This window comes from Peribacillus simplex NBRC 15720 = DSM 1321 (assembly GCF_002243645.1).
Taxonomy (GTDB): domain Bacteria; phylum Bacillota; class Bacilli; order Bacillales; family DSM-1321; genus Peribacillus; species Peribacillus simplex.
Genome location: NZ_CP017704.1, coordinates 253,055 through 273,284, shown reverse-complemented (window position 1 = coordinate 273,284; position 20,230 = coordinate 253,055). Strand labels below are relative to the sequence as shown.

The 20,230-nt window shown below is 38.3% G+C and carries 16 protein-coding genes; 12 read left to right on the top strand and 4 right to left on the bottom strand.

Features of this window, described 5'->3' with window-relative positions:
• Positions 1 to 109: 109 nt before the first annotated feature.
• Positions 110 to 709 carry a nitroreductase family protein gene (locus BS1321_RS01295; RefSeq protein WP_063233449.1) on the top strand — a complete coding sequence of 200 codons (600 nt, stop codon included), beginning with the start codon at positions 110 to 112 and terminating at the stop codon, positions 707 to 709.
• Between the two features lie 125 nt (positions 710 to 834).
• Here BS1321_RS01295 and BS1321_RS01290 read toward each other — a convergent pair whose 3' ends face one another.
• Entirely contained in the window at positions 835 to 2,178 is a 1,344-nt protein-coding gene (locus tag BS1321_RS01290; RefSeq protein WP_063233450.1) for an aminotransferase-like domain-containing protein, read from the bottom strand.
• A 117-nt stretch (positions 2,179 to 2,295) separates the two neighbouring features.
• On the opposite strand from BS1321_RS01290, the gene BS1321_RS01285 reads away from it, so the two are divergent.
• Positions 2,296 to 3,252 carry a DMT family transporter gene (locus BS1321_RS01285; RefSeq protein ID WP_063233451.1) on the top strand — a complete coding sequence of 319 codons (957 nt, stop codon included), beginning with the start codon at positions 2,296 to 2,298 and terminating at the stop codon, positions 3,250 to 3,252.
• A complete protein-coding gene (locus BS1321_RS01280) occupies positions 3,253 to 4,113 on the top strand; it encodes a DMT family transporter (RefSeq protein ID WP_063233452.1) in 861 nt (286 codons plus the stop codon).
• A 282-nt stretch (positions 4,114 to 4,395) separates the two neighbouring features.
• On the opposite strand, the gene BS1321_RS01275 is transcribed toward BS1321_RS01280, so the two are convergent.
• The 3 genes from BS1321_RS01275 to BS1321_RS01265 form a co-directional block, all read right to left on the bottom strand.
• Complete coding sequence (locus tag BS1321_RS01275; protein WP_063233453.1) at positions 4,396 to 4,953, bottom strand: MFS transporter; 558 nt, start codon at positions 4,951 to 4,953, stop codon at positions 4,396 to 4,398.
• Positions 4,950 to 6,380, bottom strand: a complete 1,431-nt coding sequence (locus BS1321_RS01270) for an FAD-binding oxidoreductase (protein ID WP_063233454.1) — start codon at positions 6,378 to 6,380, stop codon at positions 4,950 to 4,952. The genes BS1321_RS01275 and BS1321_RS01270 overlap by 4 nt, the downstream gene beginning before the upstream one ends.
• A 164-nt stretch (positions 6,381 to 6,544) precedes the next feature.
• A complete protein-coding gene (locus tag BS1321_RS01265) occupies positions 6,545 to 7,150 on the bottom strand; it encodes a TetR/AcrR family transcriptional regulator (RefSeq protein WP_063233455.1) in 606 nt (201 codons plus the stop codon).
• A gap of 488 nt (positions 7,151 to 7,638) precedes the next feature.
• Here BS1321_RS01265 and BS1321_RS01255 point away from each other — a divergent pair, with 488 nt between their 5' ends.
• The 9 genes from BS1321_RS01255 (at position 7,639) to BS1321_RS01220 (ending at position 20,131) form a co-directional block, all read left to right on the top strand.
• On the top strand, positions 7,639 to 8,958 hold the full coding sequence (locus tag BS1321_RS01255; RefSeq protein WP_063233634.1) for an MFS transporter: 1,320 nt from the start codon (positions 7,639 to 7,641) through the stop codon (positions 8,956 to 8,958).
• Positions 8,959 to 9,277: 319 nt separating this feature from the next.
• On the top strand, positions 9,278 to 10,747 hold the full coding sequence (locus BS1321_RS01250) for a helix-turn-helix transcriptional regulator (RefSeq protein WP_063233457.1): 1,470 nt from the start codon (positions 9,278 to 9,280) through the stop codon (positions 10,745 to 10,747).
• Positions 10,748 to 10,942: 195 nt separating this feature from the next.
• Entirely contained in the window at positions 10,943 to 12,619 is a 1,677-nt protein-coding gene (hutU, locus tag BS1321_RS01245; protein ID WP_063233458.1) for a urocanate hydratase, read from the top strand.
• Entirely contained in the window at positions 12,616 to 13,914 is a 1,299-nt protein-coding gene (hutI, locus tag BS1321_RS01240) for an imidazolonepropionase (RefSeq protein ID WP_063233459.1), read from the top strand. Before hutU ends, hutI begins: the two co-directional genes overlap by 4 nt.
• A 246-nt stretch (positions 13,915 to 14,160) precedes the next feature.
• Complete coding sequence (locus BS1321_RS27745) at positions 14,161 to 14,313, top strand: hypothetical protein (RefSeq protein WP_169803980.1); 153 nt, start codon at positions 14,161 to 14,163, stop codon at positions 14,311 to 14,313.
• 326 nt (positions 14,314 to 14,639) lie between these two features.
• Positions 14,640 to 16,025 carry an MFS transporter gene (locus BS1321_RS01235; RefSeq protein WP_063233635.1) on the top strand — a complete coding sequence of 462 codons (1,386 nt, stop codon included), beginning with the start codon at positions 14,640 to 14,642 and terminating at the stop codon, positions 16,023 to 16,025.
• Between the two features lie 81 nt (positions 16,026 to 16,106).
• On the top strand, positions 16,107 to 17,666 hold the full coding sequence (hutH, locus tag BS1321_RS01230) for a histidine ammonia-lyase (protein WP_063233460.1): 1,560 nt from the start codon (positions 16,107 to 16,109) through the stop codon (positions 17,664 to 17,666).
• Positions 17,667 to 17,760: 94 nt separating this feature from the next.
• Positions 17,761 to 18,888, top strand: coding sequence for an N-methyl-L-tryptophan oxidase (gene solA, locus BS1321_RS01225; RefSeq protein WP_063233461.1), 1,128 nt, complete (start codon positions 17,761 to 17,763; stop codon positions 18,886 to 18,888).
• A 481-nt stretch (positions 18,889 to 19,369) separates the two neighbouring features.
• Positions 19,370 to 20,131 carry a 5-oxoprolinase subunit PxpA gene (locus tag BS1321_RS01220; protein WP_063233462.1) on the top strand — a complete coding sequence of 254 codons (762 nt, stop codon included), beginning with the start codon at positions 19,370 to 19,372 and terminating at the stop codon, positions 20,129 to 20,131.
• Positions 20,132 to 20,230: the final 99 nt, after the last annotated feature.

Below are 20,230 nucleotides of genomic sequence, written 5' to 3'. Positions count from 1 at the left end.
TTGACAATCTTTAGCGAATGATATGTTGGTTTATGCCCATACTAAAACAGGTAGAAATAAAAAATGGAATAATCATTTTAAATAGAAAAATGCTCTGGAGGAATGACTCATGACAAAAGATTTTTACACGGCCATTAAAGAGAGACGTTCATATTATGGAATCAATAAAGAAGTCCAAGTATCGGATGAGAAAATTAAAGAAATTGTTGAATTTGCGGTAAAACACACGCCATCGGCTTTTAATTCCCAATCTTCCCGCCTGGTTGTTTTGACAGGCTCGGCACATGATAAATTATGGGATATTACGACGCAGGCTTTAAGGAAAGCGGTTGGTGAGGGAGATTTCTCTGGAACTCAACAAAAAATGGATTCGTTTAAAGCTGGATATGGTTCAGTATTATTCTTTGAAGATGAATCTGTTGTGAAATCACTTCAAGAACAATTTGCAACTTATGCCGATAACTTCCCAATCTGGTCACATCAAACATCAGGCATGCACCAATTAGTTGTTTGGACTGCACTTGAAGCAGAAGGATTGGGAGCAACTTTACAGCATTATAACCCTCTAATTGATAATGATGTGAAAAAAGAATGGGATGTTCCAAGTAATTGGAAATTGATTGCGCAAATGCCATTTGGAAATCCAACAGCTCAACCGGGTGATAAAGAATTCAAACCACTTGAAGATCGTATAAAATTTTATAAATAAAGAGGACTGATAAGAGCAACTTTGTTGAGAGCCAATTCTAATTGGCTCTTTTTTGTTTGTGCTCATTTGCCTATGTTTTTTCAGTATTACAATAAGAAAAGGTGACTATACCTTATGTAAAAGTTTTATAAGTAATAATTTTCCTTTTTATTCAATTCTTTAAAAATAAGAGCTATTCCTTGGTCAAGTTTTTGTATATTTGTATTGGACACGTTTAGTTTTAATATTTTTTCCTGGTGAAAGCCATCTATATAATTTTGACCTATAGTCTCTACCAGTACTTGTTGATTTTGTAAGTTTTTGATGAGGTGAGCACTATTTAAACGATGAGGCAGTACGATATGTGCGTTCATACATATGGATGCTGGGCGATAAAAGCCTGGAGTAGAGTGCTTTTCTAGAGCATCATATAGCAAATTTGCACGCCCTAAATAGGAGAGCCGTACCTTGTTTCTATGGCGTTCAAACATACCGCTTTTTATGTAGATTTCCAAGGCTGCTTGTGAAATCATGGAACTATCAATATCAGCTGTTCTTTTATATAGTTGGAAGCTGACCGCTAATGGTTTAGGCAATACGGCAACACCTATGCGTAGTCCTGGAAACATTATTTTAGAGAAGCTTTTTAAATAAATGACCATTTGATGAGTATCCCCGGAAAAAATGGGGTCTACCTTCATATTCTCTTCGAAATCTGCTAAATAATCATCTTCTACAATATAGACACCATACTTTACAGCAAGTTTTAGTATCTCTTCTTTGTCCTTTTTAGAGTAAGAAGTCCCTAACGGATTATGGAAACGAGGCATCGTATAAAAGAATTTAATTTCCTGACTGCTAAAAATCCGCTCTAATTCCTCTAAATCAATACCTTCTGCAGTTCGTTGGATTCCTAGCACGGAAATCTTGTACGCTTTTAATTGCTCCACAAATAGATGATAACTAGGCTGTTCAACTAGTATATGGGTACGTTCATTTGGAAAAGGGATGAACGTTAATAAGGAAAGTGCTTGTTGCACGCCTGAAGTAATGAAAATCTGTTCTTCTTTGGCGAAAACCTGATACTGCTCTAATTGTTTTTGTATCACTTTTATTAAAGAGGGTAGTCCTTTTGGAGTGCCATAGATAAACAATTCTTGCTGATAGGTATCGATGGCTTTGTTGATGCAATGTTGAAAGTCATGATACGGAAATTGATGCCAAGCGGGAGCGGAAGTAACAAAGTCGATTTCCGCTGTTGGTTTTCTTTTACCATCAAATTCTTTTTGAACGACATAATATCCACTTTTAGGAACCGCGTAGATTAAATGCTTCTTTTCCAATTCTTGCAGAGCTTTCAAAACTGTACTTTTACTACATTGATGTTGTTCGCTTAATTGACGAATCGATGGGAGTTTAAAGCCCGCTTTGAGCTGTCCATTCTGGATGAGAGATTCAAATTCATTACACAAAGCTACGTATTTTAACATGAATACCTCCTAAAAACTGTACCGTTACAGATGCTTCTAATTTGTATTGTATCGTAGTGGAACTTTTAATACGATACTAACAACCGGCCGGGTGTTGAAAAGGAGGATTTACTCAATATGCCAGAACATAAAAAAGCCTATATTGCGGCGATACTATATGCCTTTATTATTGGATTTTCATTTATTTTTACAAAAATATCATTAATGGAAGCGAGTCCGCTAGATACATTGGCACATCGATTTACGATGGCTTTTTTGATCGCGATAATTTTTAAGCTGTATCGGAGGACATCAGTGAAAATGAGCGCAACCGATACTTTGAAGATTCTTCCGTTAGTGTTGCTTTATCCAATTTTTTTCTTTACATTTCAAGTGTTTGGTCTCGTATATACCTCATCTTCAGAAGCGGGTATTATCCAAGCGACCATACCAATTTTCACGTTATTATCAGCTTCATTATTTTTGAAAGAATACGCAGGTAAAGGTCAAAAAATTTCCCTTTATTTTTCTGTGATGGGGGTTATCTTTATCTTTGTCATGAATGACTTGCAACTTGCGGCTCACAGTTTGAAAGGAACGATCCTAATCTTATTATCCTCGATTGCTGCCGCTCTCTATAATGTGGTAGCGAGGAAGGTAACAAAGAAATATTCACTATTTACGTTAACTTATGTGATGACATTCTTTGGTTTTGTGACTTTTAATAGTATGGCCATCATCAACCATATAATTAACCAATCTATTAGTAGCTTTTTATTACCCTTCACAAGTAGTGCATTCCTCATTTCAATCGTATATCTTGGGGTATTATCGTCACTGCTTACCGCTTTTTTATCAAACTATGCATTATCTATATTACCAGCATCTAAAATGAGCGTTTTTAGTAATTTAGCGACATTGATTACGATTATAGCAGGGGTGCTTTTCTTACATGAATCGATTCATTATTATCATATTATAGGTGCAATGATTATTCTTGTTGGGGTAATTGGCACGAATTATTTTGGTGGAATTCAATCAAAGCATATAAGTAAGACTATTGCCGATCCATTGCTGAAAAGGGAGGTAAAGTGAATGAATAAATATGTGTTGTTACTCTTGATTAGTGGTATATGGGGATCTCAATTCTTCTTTATTGAATTAGTTATAGAAAATGTTGGGGTTATTACATTGTCAGCCATCAAAGCATGTATCGGCGGTATCTGTTTACTCTTAATTGGTTTTTTTTTATCAAAAGAAGAGCGAAGAGTACCTAGGAGTTATTATAAATGGTATATAATCATTGCTTTTTTCGAGGTTGTACTACCATTCGTGTTTATTGCACAAGGTCAGAAATCGGTGCCTAGCAGTATCGCAGCGGTGCTGATTGGGATGGTTCCTATCTTTACCATCCTCTTATTACTAGCATTTTTCAAAAGAAAAAGCACAAGGCCGGAGATTACAAGTATCCTATTCGGATTTGCAGGTATTGTCTTCCTTTCCTGGCCAACACAAGGATTCCAAGACCTTTCTAACAGTATTCAGGGTAACATCCTATTGATATTGGCTGCCATGAGTTTTGGATTATCATTGATTTTCATGGAGAAATTAAACGAGGGATCTTCCGTTATTCATATGAGAAATGTATTACTGATTGCCAGTGCATTGCTCATTCCCATGTCCCTTTTTTTTGAGCAATCTTTCAAATTGGATTTAGCACGATCTCAATCTATCTACTTAGCGATTTTAGGCATTTTCCATGCAGGTGTTGTTTATGCATTATTTAATAGGCTGATTCGGCAAGAAGGCGCATTATTTACCTCATATAGTAATTATATAGTGCCGGTCATCGGAATGATTTTAGGCTTTTTCTTTTTACATGAAGCGTTGTCTATTCATCAGTTGATTGGAATGGGTATAATTATGATGTCATTAGTTTTTTTAGACGGAAAATAATAACCAAGTTGATAAGAACGTAGTATTTTATTATATGTGCTCTGGTCCGTTATCTTTAATTGTACTAATAAACGCAGTAAGTTTAGAATTCGTATATTTAACGAAACCAAATTGAGAAAAGGGGAGCGGGTTTAATATATCTTTGTAAGATCATTTTTTGTTTTTTGATCCGCAAATGATTTATATAGTAGAAGAAGCATCTGCTGAGGTTAATGCAGATGCTTCTTCTACTAAAGGTAACTGATTTATTAGCGCTAACCAGTAATAAATGCTTATATTTATTTATTCTGCATTAGATAGTGAAGCATTTTTATCCATCTTCATTATAATAAATCCACTCCAGGCAAACATTAAGGATGCAAGGTAAAAGATGCTGCCAATCGTTAAAAAGTCGACTAAATATCCGGTTGCAATCACCGCAGCTGCAGCACCGATGGATGTCCAAACATGGTAGTTTCCAATTTCCTCACCCGCTGTTTTCTTCGTAACATATCTTGCAAGTACCGTTTTTTCAGTGTTTTTTTGTACAGCCCCAAGTACCCCCATAATGATTTGCAGGAGATATACATGCCAAATTTCATATGCGAGAGGAAAGGCAAGAAGGATAAGTGCCATCCCCCATGAATAGATAAGGAGAAATGCTTTGTCACCGGATTTGTCAGTGAATTTTCCGATTAAAGGATAGCAAAGTGCTGCAGTCAGTGAGAATATTCCATATGCCCACCCGAATTGCGAATAACTGGTGCCTACATTTTTGATTAGCAAAATATAAAAAGGGAAAATCATGCTGGCAGCCATTCCTACAGTGCCTTGGTAAAAAACAAAACGTTTATAATTCATGAATGATACTCCTCATAGAAAAGATTCATGAAGCGATTATCAGGATCATATTTCTTCTTTAATCGAAAGAATTCCTCAGTACGCGGATACGCTTCAAATAATTGTGTCTTGGTTGGATACCCATAATAGGGCAAATAGTAGCTGCCGTTATGGTCAAGCGTCACATTAATCATGTTACGGATGACCCTTCCCGTATTTTCCTTACTTTCGTTATCTGTCCCTTGATTGATGAGCATCACTAGAGCGAACATATCATCCTTGGCATAGGACATGAGTGATTCATCATTATGTTCCACATAACGAATTGTAATGTTTAATAAATTAAAATCTTTCTCATCAGATAAGGTTCTTCTTAAATCATCGATATAATCAGCAAATTGATCAATCGGAACAAAGTATTCTTGCAGCACTTCGGTTTTGGATGGGTTGCTGTAATCCATAAAGGCAGAGTCCGACCGCATCACATTATTTCTCGAAACCAAGTTACCATCAATATTGGCAGTGTAGGATTTTTGAGTTTCCCAAAACCTTTTTTTACCCCAGTCATTATAACGTGAGAGGCCAAGAAAGAATTTAGGCACGGCAATGATCGTTTCCCGTTTGAGAGAATTGTAGCTAGATAGCCTTGTTTGGTCATTTGCCCTATAATAATCCGTTACATACATTTCATCCAAATAGGAGTCAGGAGCAACAGATATTCTTGCCAGATGCATTTTAACATCATCGTTTTGAAGAACATCCCTTTTAAAGTACGACGTATATTCATCATAATGGAGTGATTTAGTTTTAATTTTATAAAGTTCGTCATCGGTAAGGTGGAGTGTTACATCGAGAATTACTCCAAACAAACCATACCCGCCAATAACCGAATGGAAGAGCTCCGAATTTTCTTCGCGGCTCACTGTTAGGATTTGTCCTTTTGCGTTAAGCAATCTAAAAGATTCCACGGTTTCTATCAAGGCATGATGACGGATATCGCGTCCATGGACATTAACGCTCAAAGAACCGCCAATGGTAAAAATGTTTTGAGATTGACTGACCTTCAGGGCAAGTCCATATGGATTGATATATTCCTGGAGAACAGCCCAGGTTGCTCCGCTTTGGACCGTGATGCGTTTTTCTTTTACATCCAAATCAAGTATTTCATCATAGTGCTTCATATCGAGCAGGATCCCGTTTGGATATAACGTTTGACCTCCTTGGCTATGCTGCATTCCGGCAATGGAAATGGGATCGTCGTTTTTTTCGGCATCCAAAACAACCTTTTTGATTGCTTCTTCACTATCTTCTGCCTTTATCGCTTTCATTTTAACTGGCATCAGCCGGCTAATATCTTCTGCAATAGGGTGGTCAAGCTTGAAATTAAAAGACTGCAGTGATAATCCAAATAATAGTGCATATAGGATGATAAAGAAAAATCGTTTCATGATATCTGGCTTTCGACTCCTTGTTTAATATGTTTGACACTCAATTGAAATAATGAAAGTATGAACTTTATAGACTAATGGAGTTACCCTTACCATTCAGTGAGATTGGGGTTAATATTGAATTAAATGTCAGTTTTTTGAAAATGAATCTTTTGATTTATGTATTAGTTCTTAGTTTTCAGCCCATTAATGATTGTTTTGGTTAGCGGTATGGAAAGTGATTCCAAGCTTTGTTCTGAGTTATTTAATCCCCAATGATAGATAATTCCCATCAGGCTTTGGGTGATAAGTTGTGAAATTTCGTTAACTGATTGGTCAGTGCCAATGTCGTTTTGTTCTTTCGCCTCTTCAATTAATGAACGGATAATTTGGAAGAGTGAGCGATTTGAATTTAAAAAGTAAGTATGTTCTTTTGAATCTAAAGCGGAACTGTAAATCACTTTCATTAAATCTTTGCCCATTTCTTCTTCCAAAAAACGCATCAATTTTCGTATGAAAATAAACAATTTCTCGGTAGCGTCCATATCGACTGGGAACGAGCGGAAGACTTCTCGATAGTAATCATCGACTTCTATGAATCTCACTAAAAAAATGTCCGATTTCGCTGAAAAGTGTTGGTAAAATGACCCTTTTGATGTGCCGCTTTTTTTCACGATTTCGTCAACGGTAACTTTATCATAACCTTTTTCGCTAAATAGCTTTAAAGATATTTTTAAAATTTTTTCACGAGTCTTTTCTCCCCTAAGCTGTTTCTTTCTGGGTTCAACCATAAAAACCTCCAAATGATAATTGACAGAATATTCCTGTATAGTTTAATATCAGACTACAGTCTAGTTAAATGAATGATGGTCTATTTAATCTAACGTAGATCATGAATAATCACAACGCTTTCTTAATTGCATTTTGTAAATTTAGAAAGCGCTTACGAGATTTTAAGACAAGTATGGGGAAGGTTAATTCAGTTTAAATAGGAGGTTTTTCAAGTAGAAGAATAAGGTGAATAGGTTGGTTAGATTTTTCTTAAGATTCCTATACAATTGGTTACTGTCTTGTAGAAAGGCTTATTCCTCTTTAGCCCTGAGTATATGGATTGTATTTAAAATATTGTTGGATTCAGTATATGTAAATGGAGGGTGGTGGTATCAGGATAAATTGAGAGTCCTAGGAATGAACCAGAGTGTCGGGAAGCAGGAAAAGAGATGTGCGGTAAACGGATTATTTTTGGGGAAATAGTAGCATGAAAAGGGAGGAAATAATCATGAATCATTCCAGTGGTGAAATAGAGAAAAGAACGATCAGTAAAACGATGAAACGGATTCTTCCATTTATCTTGATCCTGTATATCATCGCTTACTTGGACAGGGTCAATTTAGGCTATGCTGCTTTACAAATGAATGCTGAATTAGCCTTATCCGCTGAAGTTTTTGGATTGCTTTCTGGTATTTTCTTCATAGGCTATTTCTTTTTTGAAGTTCCAAGCAACATGATCATGCATAAAGTGGGAGCTCGGATATGGATTGCCCGTATAATGATTTCGTGGGGGCTCGTGGTAATATTAACAGGTTTTGCGCAAACAACGATGCATTTATATATTCTCCGTTTTTTATTAGGTGTCGCCGAAGCTGGGTTTTTCCCAGGTATAATTTTGTATTTAACTTATTGGTTCAGGGCCCGCGAAAGAGGAAGGGCAACAGCGGTTTTGCTTTTAGCCCTACCGATTGGCGGATTGATTGGTGCGCCTATGTCGACATGGATTCTTGACAATATTTCCTGGTTGGGTATGGCAGGGTGGAGATGGATGTTCATCCTTGAAGGCATTCCGGCCATTATTATTGGTGTTGTTGTTGTTTTCTATTTAACTAATAGACCGACGAACGCTAAATGGTTATCTAAGGAAGAAAGTGATTGGTTAGAAGGGGAATTGAGTGCAGAAAGGAAAGTTAGCTCGAAAATAAATAAAGTCACTAAGCTTGATATGCTGAAAGATTTGAAAATCTGGAAGTTGGCCATTTTTTATTTCGCAGGGTACACATCTATCTATGGATTGTCATTCTGGATGCCAACAATCATAAAATCTTTATCGGAAAATGCAACAACCAATTTAGAAATAGGCTGGTTAGCGATGATTCCATCGTTAGTCGGTATACCTGCCATTATGTTTGTAGGCTGGAATTCAGATCGGACCAATGAACATAAATCACACTTGCTCGTTTGTCTCATGATAGCAGTTGTCGGATTTATTGGGTGCGGATTTTCGGATAGTGTCTTTATGATGGTGCTTATGTTAACGATTACATCTTTCGGTTTATACGGATTCAGTGGATGTTTCTTTGCCTATATGACATTTTTCTTCACTGAGTCCACTGCACCAGTGGGAATAGCCATAGTCAATTCATTTGCGTCTTTAGGCGGTTTTGTAGGACCGATGATTCTCGGAACTGTTGCATTTACTCAAGGGATGTTTATTTTATCTGGATTACTTGTTATAGGAGTCATCACCCTATTATCATTAAAATTGACAAGTGCTTCAGATGAAAACATCGTAAAAGAAGTTGAAGTCAATATTAATCAATTATAACGCTTCTAAATGTACTGAAGATTAAAAGTGACTAAAAAAGAAACATCATTGGAAATCACAAGGTTTCCATGATGTTTCTTTTTATATTTTCATATAGGAAGTACATATATATGGGATGAAAATTCCAGTTAAGCATGTCAATATTTAATCTATATCGCAGGTTCTGCCCAATAAGACTTGTTTGTAGTTTTCGGCGGGATTAGAATGGAGATGAGATACAAGTGCATTCGAAAAGACCAGGGATTCCTTTCCTTTTCTTTTCAAGTGCTGACTTCATATTTATTCATTACAGGAATAACAGCAGAAATGAGGTGATGATGTGGAAATTCATTTGGTGGCAAAAGATGAGATTGAGGCTCAAGGAATTCGGTGGATAGTGGAGTCCCACCTAACGGGAGTTAAACTGATCTTATGGAAAACGATTGAAGAATTTGAAAAGGGCATGCGCAATCAGCAACCGGAATTCGTTATTTTGGATATGGATATTTGGACGGATGAAAGTGAGGCGATTGGTGTTTCTTTAAAGCGGAGGGGAATTCGATGGTTAGGCATTTCATCTGAGCGAATCTTTCAAACGGCTTACCGAGCCTTACGTTTTCGTGCTGAAGATGTTTTATTCCGTCCTTTTTCTTCGGCGGATTTGGTAAAACATATCCAACAATTGCGTTTTCAATTGAGAAATGGTCCAGGTCTACTTTCGACAAACACCATGGATGATGAGAATGCTCTGGATATTGGGTATCCTGATTTCTTCTTGACGGACCGGAGGCATGAAAGTCGAATAACCATGGTCGCTTTTTTGACACCTGATAACAAGACCCTTCCTTTAGTTTACGATGAACTGCAACGATATTCTTTTACTGGGAAGAATCAAATCTTTGCTTTATCGGATTTTATTTTATGTGTTCAGGAAACAAAGGAAATGGAGGTATATAAGGAAGAGTACCAAGCGTTCCTTGCTCACTGGAAAGAAAGAATGGATGAGCCCCTTGCCATCATAATAAAAGCGGCAACTTCAGATGAGTCTTTAAAAAGGATGTATCAGCAAACACGTGAATTTACGAGACAAATCTTTTTCGATGGATATGATATCATTTTAGCCGAAAGTCAACAGACTTCGCCTCAAGAAATGGATCCATTCCTCACTCCTCTTGAACAAAGACTTTGGATAGAAATGCTCGAAAGGCGGGATGCGAAAGCCATCAGGAACTGGATTGAACGTGAATTCCTTACTTATGAACGACCATACCCCGACCCGGAAATCGTTCGTATCCGCCTTACAAGCGTACTCGCGCAGATTCGTAGGCATATGAAATCCTACAACTTGCAAACTGCCTCTTTAGAAGCAATATACTATGATGTATTTCAGCAAATTGTACATAAACCTGTCATTCATCAAATAGTAAAAGAGCTGCATGCATTCACCACCCATATGCTTCTGCAGGATCATGGACAATTACAGGAAGGGGCACGCACACTTAGCGAAAAAGCAAGAGAGCTGATCGAGTCCAACTATTGGGACGCCCAGTGGAATCTAGCGAGTTGTGCAGATACTCTGCGTATCAATAAAAGCACACTCAGCCGTCGTTTTGCAGCTGAATCCGGCGAGTCTTTTCGAAATACGCTGCATCAAGTTCGAATTAGGGAAGCTAAACGTTTATTAAAGGAAACGGATTTATCATTGGAGGAAATCTCACAATTAGCCGGCTATTCACATCAAACTTATTTCAATGCCAAATTCAAACTGCTTGAAGCTTGTACACCATCAGCATATCGGTCTGGATTATAAAAAAGGACGATTCAATAAATGAATCGTCCTTTTTTATTTATTTCATAACAATGTAATTTGTGAAATTAATCATAAAAAAATAAAGTTAACTACAAAACATTGAAATAAATTATAAAATAATCATTAAATTATAATTAATTATTCTGAATTTTTCTTATAGAATGAAAATATAACAAAAACAAGGGGGAAATGAAAATGAACACGATTACAAACAAGGTTATCCGATATACAGGAACAGAATTGCATACAAAAGGATGGCAACAAGAAGCAGTGCTTAGAATGTTGATGAATAATTTGGATCCTGAAGTCGCTGAACGTCCAGAAGATTTGGTGGTATACGGAGGGATTGGGAAAGCAGCTCGTAACTGGGAATGCTTTGATGCAATCGTCAAATCACTAAAAGAGCTTGAAGAAGATGAAACTTTATTGGTCCAATCAGGGAAACCGGTGGCTATTTTTAAAACGCATTCGGATGCACCACGTGTCCTGCTTGCAAATTCAAATATCGTCCCTGCTTACGCGAACTGGGAAACATTCCATGAACTTGATAAAAAGGGATTGATGATGTATGGGCAGATGACAGCTGGTAGCTGGATATATATTGGTTCTCAAGGAATCGTCCAGGGTACATACGAGACCTTTGCCGAGCTTGCAAAACAACATTTCAATAACTCGTTAAAAGGCACCATTACTCTAACGGCAGGTTTAGGCGGAATGGGAGGAGCACAGCCGCTAGCAGTTACGATGAACGGTGGTGTCTGTATCGGAATCGATGTTGATGAAACAAGAATTGACAGGAGGATAGAGACTCGTTATACCGATGTGAAAACGGATTCTTTGGATGAAGCCATTCGTTTAGCCAAAGAAGCAAAACTTGCAGGAAAAGCATTATCGATTGGTTTGATTGGTAATGCTTCAGATATTCTTCCGGAAATGATCGCCAGGAACTTTATTCCGGATGTCTTGACGGATCAGACTTCCGCCCATGATCCATTAAATGGATATACTCCTTCAGGCCTGTCAATGGTGGAGGCTGCAGAATTACGGAATGCAAATCCAGAAGAGTATATTAAACTCTCTAAAGCTTCAATGGCCAAACATGTAAGAGCGATGCTTGAAATGATGGAAAAAGGAGCCGTGACGTTTGATTATGGCAACAATATCCGTCAAGTTGCGAAAGATGAAGGGGTAGAGAATGCTTTTGACTTCCCTGGCTTCGTTCCAGCTTATATCCGTCCACAATTTTGTGAAGGTAAAGGTCCATTCCGCTGGGTCGCTTTATCTGGTGATCCAGAAGACATTTATAAAACAGACCAAGCAATTTTACGCGAATTCGCTGATAATGAACATTTATGTAACTGGATCAGAATGGCTCAAGAAAAAATTCAGTTCCAAGGTCTGCCTTCCCGCATATGCTGGCTTGGTTATGGGGAGCGCGCCCGTTTTGGTAAAATCCTCAATGATATGGTTGCAAGTGGTGAATTGAAGGCACCGATAGTGATTGGGCGTGACCATTTGGATTCAGGCTCTGTCGCCTCGCCGAATCGTGAAACGGAAGCCATGAAGGATGGTTCGGATGTAGTGGCTGACTGGCCGATCTTAAATGCAATGGTGAATGCAGTGGGCGGTGCAACCTGGGTTTCCGTACATCATGGCGGCGGCGTAGGAATGGGTTACTCCATGCATGCAGGCGTTGTAATTGTGGCAGACGGCACAAAAGAAGCAGGAGCAAGGATTGAGCGAGTGCTGACAACGGACCCTGGGATGGGGGTAGTGCGTCATGTTGATGCAGGGTATGAACTGGCAGAGGAAACAGCTCGTGAAAGAGGAATTAATATCCCGATGCTTGATAAAGGAATTGATAAACAATGACAAAACCAATTTGGATAAAACATGCCACTCAACTTGCTACCCTCACCGCTGATAGGAAAGGTCCTCGTTCCAAAGAGGCAATGTCGGAGCTTGGGTTGATTGAAGATGGAAGTATATGGATGGAATCTGGTTTGATCCAAGCGATCGGTACGACCAAAGAATTGGAAGAACTCTATGCAGATAGAATGCATGAAGCTGAAGTCTTTGATGCAACTGGCCATTTGGTGACACCTGGGCTAGTTGATCCACATACGCATGTTGTATATGGCGGGAGCCGTGAGCGTGAATTTGAAATGCGTCTTGAAGGTGCAACATATATGGACATCATGAACGGAGGTGGGGGCATTCATGCAACCACCCGCATGACAAGGGAAGCAAGTGAAGAAGAGTTGATGGAACAAACCATACGACGCCTTGATTCGTTTCTCGCTCATGGCGTGACTACAGTAGAAGGTAAAAGCGGTTATGGAATGAATTTGGAAACCGAATTGAAGCAGTTGCGGGTGATGAAGAAGTTACAGGAAGAGCATCCGATTGATTTAGTTCCTACCTTTATGGGAGCCCATGCGGTCCCAAAAGATTATAAAGGCCGTGAGGATGAATTTGTTGATCATCTGATTAATGATATGCTTCCAATCGTCTCTGAAGAAAAGCTTGCTGAATTCAATGATGTATTTTGTGAAAAGGGGGTTTTTACCCCTGAACAATCAGAGCGGATTTTAAAGGCGGGGAAAAAGTACGGCTTGATCCCTAAAATTCATGCCGATGAAATTGAGCCATACGGGGGAGCAGAACTAGCTGCCAAAATAGGGGCTATTTCAGCTGAGCATTTATTAAAGGCTTCCGAAGAGGGAATTCAAGCCATGGCTAAGTCAGGAACCATTGCCTGCTTGCTTCCAGCCACAGCTTTGTATTTAAGAGAAGATGCGGCCCCAGGACGCCGAATGGTTGATGAAGGTGTAGCTGTTGCCATTTCGACCGATTGCAATCCTGGATCCTCACCGACGACTTCTATGCCACTTGTCATGAATCTGGCATGCATCTCGATGCGGCTTACTCCTGCTGAAGCGCTTACGGCGGCAACATACAATGCTGCTTGTGCAATCAACAGACAAGAGAAGATAGGTTCGCTTGAAGTAGGAAAACAAGCGGATGTCGTTTTATGGAATGTTGAAAACTACCAGGAATTGCAATATTTATTTGGGGTTAATCATGTTAAGACTGTATGGAAAAACGGTGTTCAAGTTGTGAATGACAGAGTGAAGACTGATGCCAAAAGCCTGACTGGCCTTTAAAAATCACTAAAAAAAGATACGGCCTCGATTCTCAATCAATATCTACCCATTCCATCCGCTGAAAAAATCAGGGGATGGAATGGGCTTTTAGAAGTATTTATCAAATGTAATGGTGCTGAATGGTAGGATGGTGGTTTATCATCCTACCCATTGCCAGCGTTAAATGCTTTACTGCTTTACAGTGGAATTAAATGAAAGTGTTTTAAGGAAATCGTGGAAATGAATCTTCCATGTGGAGGGAATTTTATGTGGATAATCACTATCCATTCGAAAAATGGCATAAAAATGTTTGAGTTTACCACAGAAAAGGAAGCTAGGGAAAAATTCGAGGTAATAGAAGGCTGTAAAATCCTTAGTGAAGTCATTTATTTCAATGATTTATGGTTAGTTGAATCTTAAAATTAAGAAGAGAAACTATATATTTCATAGCTTAAAAGACAAAAAAGGTAGAAAAATATGAAATAAATTATAAAAAGATTATTATTTCATAATTCATTGCTGGATTTTCTTTTTAGTATTAAGCTTAATCATAAAATGAAAAGCTAGCTGTAAATTAATTTCTAACATGCATGCAGGTGTACATTCCTTGTTTGGTAAAGTCAGTAAAATATCATTATTTAGTGGAACTGAAATCTGTTCATTTAATTTCAGGGACACTGCCAGAGTATTACAGTAATAGTTTTTTGATACATAAATCTGATAAATCAAAAAATGGAGGGGATTCTTTGAACGAACAAAAATTCACTATAGACGATGCCCCATTTAATAAGTTTCATTTTCGAATTGCTGGACTTACATTCGGTTCAAGCTTCTGTGATGGCTATTCCCTTGGGATCATTGCGATGGCATTGACAGTATTCGGGCCTCAAATGAACATGAATGCAATGTGGACAGGACTGATCGGCAGTTCCGCTTTAATCGGTCTTTTTGCCGGATCTTTAATACTTGGAAGACTTTCTGATCGTGTAGGCAGACAGAAAATCTTTCTCGTAAACTTTTTACTTATCACGGTAGCTACTATTTTACAATTTTTTGTTAGTGGTCCAGAAGAACTTTTCATTTTACGGTTACTAATTGGTTTTGGACTTGGAGGAGATTATGCCGTCGGTACGACTCTACTCGCCGAGTTTTCACCAAAAAAGTATCGTTCCTCGCTCCTCGCATCTATAAACGTAGTATGGACGCTTGGATATGTAGCATCAAACTTTGTTGGTCATTACCTGGGACAGGTTGGTTCAGACTCATGGCGTTGGATGCTTGTTAGTGCTGCGATTCCGGCTATTGTGGTTTTAATCTTAAGAATAGGAACGCCTGAATCACCAAGATGGCTTGTCAGCATGGGGCGTGTCGAAGAAGCTCGCCAGATTGTAAAAAAACACCTTGGATCAAACGTTGAAATGGGAGAAACGATTACTGGTACTGAAAATCAAAAGACTCTAGGATTTCGTGGACTTTTCAGTAAAAAGCTTCGTAAGCGTACGGCTTTTGGTGGAATATTCAAATTAACTCTTGTTATTCCGTACTTCGCAATCTACACTTTCCTTCCGTCTATACTAAGTACAATGGGTTTTGAACAAAACTTTTTTGCCGATACCATGTTAAATCTATTCTTGCTTGTTGGGGCAATTTTTGGTCTTTGGTTGCTTGCAAAATTTTCTCGTAGAGGATTTACCATCGGGGCTTTCACGATCCTTACCGTTTCATTGTTTTCACTCAGCTTCTTACACAATGGTTCTCAATTCTTAATGTTGATAGCCTTCTTGATCTTTACTTTTTTCATGTCAGCAGCATCAAACCTTACATTAGTATACCCAGCAGAGCTTTTTCCAACTGAGATCCGTGGATCTGGAATAGGTATGGTTACGGCAATTAGTCGAATTGGTTCTGCGATTGGAACATTTCTGCTGCCTGTTTCTTTAAGTTCATTTGGATTAAGTGCTTCAATGGCAGGAATGGCAGCAATTCTGCTGATTGGCTTGATCGTATCGATAGCCTGGGCACCTGAAACGAAGAATCTTTCTTTGCATGAAGCAAGTGACCCTTTGCTAGAAGCGGGAAACTTATCGAAGGGAACCGATATTCCCTTTACAGAAAATAAGAAAATAACATAAGATTAATTTCCAGTTAATAAATGAGAAGGACCAAATTTTTTTCTCCTTCTTGATGAGTCATAGGTGAGGAGATGTGTAAGGATGATAACGCCCGATTTTTTACACCCTAAAGATATTAAAGAGGTTGCACTAGGTGATGGTGCAGTCTCAATCGAAGAGATAATAGCGGTTGCAAGATATGGTGCAAAAGTTACTTTCACCGAGGCATATTGTGAAAGGGTGGATAAATCACGAAGCTTAATAGAAAAGTTTTTAGAAGATAATAGATTGATTTACGGTGTAACGACGGGTTTTGGCAGTAATATGACAGAAGTGATTTCTCCACAAGACGCAGAAACCCTTCAACGGAATATAGTTCGTTCACATGCTGTTTCAGTAGGGGAACCTCTTGAAAAAGAAGTCGTAAGAGCCATTCAATTGATGATACTCGTGAATTTAGGCCAGGGTTATTCAGGGGTCCGGTTACAAGTTTTAAAGCTTATCGCTTCACTGTTAAATCACGATATACTTCCCTATGTTCCAGGTGAGGGGTCAGTGGGGTATCTGTCTCCTGAAGCCCACATGTCCTTATTGGTGATCGGGGAGGGACGGGCGTGGTACAATGATGAGCTTCTTCCGGGAAAGGATGCGTTAGCACAATCTGGATTGAAGCCAGTTACGCTTGGGTGTAAGGAAGGACTTGCTCTTATAAGCGGAACTGCTTCCGTCACTGCGATGGCTGTCCTGGCTTTATACAATAGCATGCAAGCAGCAAAAACCGCGGACATTACGGGAGCTATGTCATTAGAAGTGCTAAAAGGTACAATAAAAGCATTTGATCCCCGTCCACATGCATTGAAAAAACATGAGGAACAGGCTAAGACAGCCAGAAATGTAACAAGGATCCTTGAAGGCAGCCAAATCATTGATACTTACAAGGAACATAGATTACAAGATGCACTTAGCTTACGATGCATTCCACAAGTCCATGGAGCCATAAAAAGAGTATTGAAAGACGCTGCTGTTTCAATCGAGAATGAAATGAACTCTGTAAGTGACAATCCTCTGATTTTTCCGGAAGAGGAAGATGGAATTGCACTAATGGCTGGGAATTTTGATGGGTCATTTGTTGGGATATACGCGGATACGATTTCCATTGCGTTAGCAAACTTAGCAAAAATAACAGAACGCAGAATAGATCGGCTTGTAAACCATCACCTTAGTGAATTACCTAATTTCTTAGTGGTTAATCCAGGTTTAAATAGTGGCTACATGATTCCACAATATACAGCTGCCGGGCTATTAAATGAAATCAGGGTGCTCTCGCACCCAGCCACAATAGATAATATCCCTACATGCGCAAACCAAGAAGACGTGATAAGTTTTGCCTATTTCGCTGCGAAGAAAGCTTATCGGATTTCGAAGAAACTTGAATATATTTTAGCCATTGAACTGATGACGGCAACGCAAGCGATGGATTTTCATCTACCATTGAAACCGTCGCCGGTTACGGAGAGGGTATATCATTTAGTTCGGACCGAAGTCCCGAAGGTTGAAGAAGATCGCTTTTTCCATCCTGACATTGAAGCGATTTATAGGCAAATTCATGAAGGTGAAATAGTGAAGCTCGTTGAAATGTCGATCGGGGAAATAGAGTTCTAAAACCATGTGGAAGTTGTTTTACTTTATTTAATAAGGTAAAATGGCTTCCTTTTTTTAAAATGAAGGATCATATTTAAAGGAGGAGGGATGTAAGATGCACTATGATGTAATTGTAATTGGAGCTGGATCTATGGGAATGTCCTCAGGTTACTATCTGGCGAAAAATGGACAAAAAGTATTGTTATTGGATTCCTTTGCTCCTCCTCATAATAAGGGCAGCCATCACGGGGAAACAAGAATTATTAGACATGCTTATGGTGAAGGTAGGGAGTATATTTCTTTGGCACTTAAATCCCAAAAGCTATGGGGTGAATTGGAAAGAAATTCGGGAAAACAATTATTTCTTCCAACGGGGGTACTGAATGCTGGAAGCGAAAATTCCACTTTCATTAAACAAGTGAAAGCGGGCTCAAAGGAGTATGGTTTACCAATGAAAATCTTGGATTCACATGAAATTCATGATAGATGGCCAGGCATAACACTGCCAGAAGACTACATTGGGTGCTATGAATCGACTTCGGGCGTGTTGAAAAGTGAGGAGTGCTTAAGAGCGTATCAACAACTTGTGAAATCCCATGGTGCTGACATCATTGTAAACAGTGAAGTAAGGAAGATAGTTGTTCATGGCAATGGGGTCACGATTAAAACGGATGAACAGACATTCCACTCAGAATCTTTAGTGGTTGCAGTTGGAGCGTGGGCCCCGAAAATATTGGCGATGTTAGATTTGAATCTGCCGCTGGAACCCATTAGAAAAACATTTGCCTGGTTTCATGCAAATGAAAAATTATATAATCATAATGATTTTCCAGCTTTTACTTTTGATACTTCAATTGGTACATACTATGGCTTTCCTAGTATAAATGGTTCTGGATTGAAAATAGGGAGACATGATGGAGGAAATCGTATAAATCCTGATGGCTGTATTGAGGGGTTTGGTGAATTGGATGAAGATGAGGGAGATTTGGTGAAATTTTTGCAGAAATATATGCCTGCTGATCAAAAAATGAAATATGGGAAAACTTGCATCTACACCATGACCCCTGATGAGCATTTTATAGTGGATAAACATCCTTATTATCCACATATTGCAATAGCAGCAGGTTTCTCTGGACACGGGTTTAAATTCAGCAGTGTCATGGGGGAAATTTTGAGTGACTTGATTATCTCCGGTACGAGCAAGGAAGATATATCATTGTTTTCTATTAATCGATTTAATTAATAATGAGAAGACTTGAAAAAAATATTTCGCCATCGAGATGAAAATACAAAATCACAAGTTTAACTTGAACCTGCATATAGAATGAAAATCAAAGTCGTTGATTCCTTGTCATAGGAATCAACGACTTTTTTAATCAGCAAAAAAAGGTTTAGTACTTGTTTTTGCCGGTCTATTTATATTACATCTATGTATTATTTTTTTACATTAATCTATGTAAATAATCTTCTGTTTAATCAAAGATAATAGTGGAAGAAAACATAAATGATATTCAAGATTAATGAAAAAATACAAAAACATATGTTAGGTTAGCTAACAATTGTATTGTCGAAATAAAAAAAACATGCTAGAATAAGAATATTCCGAAATATGAAACGTCAATTCCGAATTTCGGAATTTTATGAAATTATGAAAGTGAAATATTTTTATCTACATATTTATAGGTTTTATTGTTCGAAATTTCTGTAAATAGGAGGAGTGTACAATGAATACAGTTGATTTGAATTGTGATTTAGGAGAGAGCTTTGGCACATATCGAATTGGAAATGATGCAGAGATTTTGGATTATGTAACATCTGTCAATGTTGCTTGTGGATTTCATGCTGGCGATCCGACCGTTATGAGAAAAACGGTTCAGCTTGCTTTAGAGAAAGAAGTAAAAATCGGAGCCCACCCAGGTTTCCAGGATTTAATAGGTTTTGGCAGACGCAATATGAATATTTCACCACAGGAAGCTTGTGATATTGTTGTCTATCAAATTGGTGCATTAAATGGCTTTTTGCAATCTGAAGGCGGGAATATGCAACATGTTAAACCACATGGTGCTTTGTACAATATGGCGGCAAAGAATAAAGAGTTGTCTTTTGCCATAGCTGAAGCTGTATACAAAATTAATCCTGAGCTCATTTTATTTGGCTTGTCGGGCAGTGAATTAATACGTGCTGGACAGACCATTGGATTACAAACGGCTAGTGAAGTGTTTGCGGATCGGACATATCAACAAGATGGTTCATTGACTTCTCGTATGAAAGCGCATGCAATGATAGAAAATGATGATGATGCTGTTGCACAAGTAATTCGAATGGTTAAAGAAGGAAAGGTTTTATCACAGCAAGGAACTGATGTGGCTTTAAAGGCAGATACAATTTGTATTCATGGAGACGGAGCACATGCTTTAACCTTTGCTCGTCATGTAAAAAAATCCTTAGAAATATCTGAAATTACAGTTAAGTCTATTTCTACATAAAATCACAAACATCTAGGAGGTAGATTTCATTGGAGCCAATCAAAAATACGACAGATCAGAAAAAAAATCATTCTAAGCCAAAAAATAACCGGACATTAT

Coding starts and splice junctions, on each gene's coding strand:
- BS1321_RS01295 (WP_063233449.1), top strand. CDS start 110: ATGACAAAAGATTTTTACACGGCCATTAAAGAGAGACGTTCATATTAT.
- BS1321_RS01290 (WP_063233450.1), bottom strand. CDS start 2,178: ATGTTAAAATACGTAGCTTTGTGTAATGAATTTGAATCTCTCATCCAG.
- BS1321_RS01285 (WP_063233451.1), top strand. CDS start 2,296: ATGCCAGAACATAAAAAAGCCTATATTGCGGCGATACTATATGCCTTT.
- BS1321_RS01280 (WP_063233452.1), top strand. CDS start 3,253: ATGAATAAATATGTGTTGTTACTCTTGATTAGTGGTATATGGGGATCT.
- BS1321_RS01275 (WP_063233453.1), bottom strand. CDS start 4,953: ATGAATTATAAACGTTTTGTTTTTTACCAAGGCACTGTAGGAATGGCT.
- BS1321_RS01270 (WP_063233454.1), bottom strand. CDS start 6,380: ATGAAACGATTTTTCTTTATCATCCTATATGCACTATTATTTGGATTA.
- BS1321_RS01265 (WP_063233455.1), bottom strand. CDS start 7,150: ATGGTTGAACCCAGAAAGAAACAGCTTAGGGGAGAAAAGACTCGTGAA.
- BS1321_RS01255 (WP_063233634.1), top strand. CDS start 7,639: ATGAATCATTCCAGTGGTGAAATAGAGAAAAGAACGATCAGTAAAACG.
- hutU (WP_063233458.1), top strand. CDS start 10,943: ATGAACACGATTACAAACAAGGTTATCCGATATACAGGAACAGAATTG.
- hutI (WP_063233459.1), top strand. CDS start 12,616: ATGACAAAACCAATTTGGATAAAACATGCCACTCAACTTGCTACCCTC.
- BS1321_RS27745 (WP_169803980.1), top strand. CDS start 14,161: ATGTGGATAATCACTATCCATTCGAAAAATGGCATAAAAATGTTTGAG.
- hutH (WP_063233460.1), top strand. CDS start 16,107: ATGATAACGCCCGATTTTTTACACCCTAAAGATATTAAAGAGGTTGCA.
- solA (WP_063233461.1), top strand. CDS start 17,761: ATGCACTATGATGTAATTGTAATTGGAGCTGGATCTATGGGAATGTCC.
- BS1321_RS01220 (WP_063233462.1), top strand. CDS start 19,370: ATGAATACAGTTGATTTGAATTGTGATTTAGGAGAGAGCTTTGGCACA.